We start from the raw sequence: 3,192 nt of genomic DNA on the forward strand, positions 1-3,192 counted from the left end.
ATGAAACCCTTCGGTGGAATTCGCGTTGTAGAAGGCGCGGTTGCTGAAAGAGGACTGAAAGTAGCCGATTGGGTAACAGAATTATTCAATTATACTAAAGATCATAACAACGCAGTGTTTTCAGCTTATGATGCCGAAATAAGAGATTACCGCTCTCACGGGGTTCTTACGGGATTGCCCGATAATTATGCCCGCGGAAGAATAATCGGGGATTATCGTCGTCTTGCGCTTTATGGAGCCGACCGACTTATCGCGGCGAAAGAAGCCGATAAAGCTGCTGTGGAAGGGGAAATGGATGACTACAAGATTCGCCTGCGCGAGGAAATAAACGATCAGATCATTGCTTTAAAAGACATCAAGAAATTAGGTTCTTTATATGAGCTTGAACTTGGTCGCCCGGCCGAAAATGCAAGAGAAGCTGTTCAGTGGGTGTATATGGCCTACCTGGCTGCCGTAAAAGAGCAGGATGGTGCTGCTATGTCCCTGGGGAATGTTTCTTCTTTCCTTGATATTTATTTTGAAAAAGATCTCGCCAGCGGACTTATAACCGAAGCGGAAGCCCAGGAACTGGTTGACCAGTTTGTGATGAAATTACGCATAGTTCGTCACCTTAGACCTGGTGCCTACGATGATATCTTCGGGGGTGACCCTACCTGGGTTACCGAAGCCATTGGAGGGCAGTTTGAAGACGGAAGAACCAAGGTTACTAAAACTTCTTTCCGCTTTTTGCAAACCCTTTATAACCTCGGGCCATCCCCGGAGCCAAACCTAACCGTTCTGTGGGCTGAAAATCTTCCGGAAGGCTTTAAAAAATTCTGCTCTAAGGTTTCTATTGATACTTCTTCCATTCAGTATATGAATGACGATATGATGAGAGAATACCGCGGCTCTGATGATTACGGGATTGCCTGCTGTGTCTCTCACCAGGATCTTGGAAAGAGAATTCAGTTTTTTGGGGCACGGGTGAATTTACCAAAAGTTCTGCTGATGGCTCTGAATGAAGGTCGTGAGGAAATTTCAGGAAAAAAAATAGTGAAAGATATTGCTCCGGTTGAAGGAGAATACCTGAATTACGATGATGTAATGGAAAAGTTCAAGCCTGCAATGGCAGAAGTTGCCAGGGTATATTCTAAAACTATGAATATCATCCACTACATGCACGACAGGTATTATTATGAAAAAGCCCAGATGGCATTATTAGATTCCGATCCGGGTGTGGATATGGCTTATGGTGCTGCCGGAATCTCAATCATCGCCGACTCCTTATCTGCCATTAAATACGCCCGCGTTAAACCAATCCGAAATGAGGATGGACTTACCGTGGACTTCGAGATCGAAGGAGATTTCCCTAAATTCGGAAACGATGATGATTGGGTAGATAATATTGCCAAAGATATTTCACATACTTTCTATACCCAACTGGCGAAGCACAAATGCTATAAAAATGCTGTGCCAACTATGTCTCTGCTTACCATCACCTCTAATGTGATGTATGGTAAGAAGACAGGTGCCACTCCCGATGGGAGAAAAGCCGGAGAAGCATTCGCTCCTGGAGCGAATCCGGTTCACGGGCGCGATACCCACGGGGCCATAGCTTCCCTGAATTCGGTTGCAAAACTTGATTACCGCGATGCGATGGACGGGATTTCCAATACTTTCTCTATAGTACCAAAGTCTTTGGGAAGCGCTCCTGAAGATCAGGTAGGCAACCTGGTGAGCCTTCTGGATGGATATTTTTCCAATAAAGGACATCACCTTAATGTAAATGTGCTGAACCGGGAAACTTTGATGGACGCCTACGAGCATCCGGAGAACTATCCGCAGTTAACGATAAGGGTTTCAGGATATGCGGTTAATTTCATCCGCCTGTCTAAAGCACATCAACTGGAGGTAATTACAAGGACCTTCCACGAAAGAATGTAAAATTTAAGTGTAGCGCTTTGGGTTTGGTACCGGTTTGATTTTTCCCTAAGAATCATTCCGGTACTGTTACTCAATTCTCAATTGCTTCTCAAGAACAACGAAATGATCAAAAACGGAATACTTGTTTCCCAGGATGCTACCCCGCTCAATGAGGGAACAACAGATCAACTGAGGATTCATTCCATCGAGAGTTTCGGGACTCATGACGGCCCCGGAATAAGGATGGTGGTGTTCGTTCAGGGCTGCCAATTTCGTTGTCTCTATTGCGCTAATCCCGACACTATGGATGTGAAGGGTGGTAGTTTTATAGAAATAGAAGAAATTGTTGAACGGGCGATCCGGCAGAAACGCTACTTCGGAAAAACCGGAGGGGTAACCGTTTCGGGCGGGGAACCTTTGCTACAGCGGAAGCCCCTGAAGCAACTTTTCAGAAGACTACACGAGGAAGGAATCAATACGGCTCTTGATACCAACGGCCGACTTATAGACCAACAAACAAAAGAGCTGCTGGAAGAAACAGATGTACTGATGCTGGACGTCAAACATTTTAATGAAGAATGGCACCGGAAACTCACGGGACTTTCCAATAAAAACACCTTCAAGGTGGCCGCACACCGGGAAGAATCAGGAAAACCAATGTGGCTGCGATACGTACTGGTTCCCGGCTGGTCTGACCAGGAGGAGCATTTGCACGAACTGGGACAGTTTTTCAAGGATTATAAGCAGATAGAGCGAATTGAGTTGCTGCCATATCATATGCTGGGAGTGCATAAATGGGAAGCCCTGGGAATGGAGTACAAGCTGAAAGGCATTGAACCTCCAACTCAGCAGAAACTTGATGCTACAGCTGAAATTCTACGGAAATATTTTAAGGAAGTAAGAGTAAATTAAATACGGGCAGCGAAATGCCTGTTCCTGGTTTTTCTATTTTTATTCAACTAAAGTCAGGGTGCAATGGAAAAAAAGCTTGGTATCATTTATTCCAGTGTGGATGGGCAAACTAGAAAGATCTCTGAAGCCTTACTGCACCAGTTGCAGCAGCATGTAGAAGCTAGATTATTCTCCATTGAGGATTTCCAGGAAGATGTTACTGAATTTGACCTCCTGATCATAGGTGCAAGTGTACGCTACGGAAAACATAATATCAAGATCAGGGAATTTGTCTCACACAACAAGGAAAGCCTTGGCAAGATTACTACCGCCTTTTTTTCTGTAAACCTGGTGGCCCGCAAAGAGGACAAGAATTCCCCCGAGACCAATCCCTACCTG

3 protein-coding genes are annotated in these 3,192 nt (G+C 45.1%); all 3 read left to right on the forward strand.

Annotation, left to right across the window (positions count from 1 at the left end; all coding sequences use genetic code 11):
- Positions 1-1,923 (forward strand): pyruvate formate lyase family protein (locus ACESK1_RS12750; protein WP_372920558.1); only part of this gene is annotated, 1,923 nt, incomplete at its 5' end.
- A gap of 102 nt (positions 1,924-2,025) precedes the next feature.
- Positions 2,026-2,814: a pyruvate formate-lyase-activating protein gene (gene pflA / locus ACESK1_RS12755; RefSeq protein ID WP_372920559.1), complete on the forward strand. Its 789-nt coding sequence runs from the start codon at positions 2,026-2,028 to the stop codon at positions 2,812-2,814.
- Between the two features lie 63 nt (positions 2,815-2,877).
- A partial coding sequence (locus tag ACESK1_RS12760) for a flavodoxin domain-containing protein (RefSeq protein WP_372920560.1) occupies positions 2,878-3,192 on the forward strand: 315 nt, incomplete at its 3' end.

This window comes from Salegentibacter sp., assembly GCF_041642575.1.
GTDB lineage: Bacteria > Bacteroidota > Bacteroidia > Flavobacteriales > Flavobacteriaceae > Salegentibacter.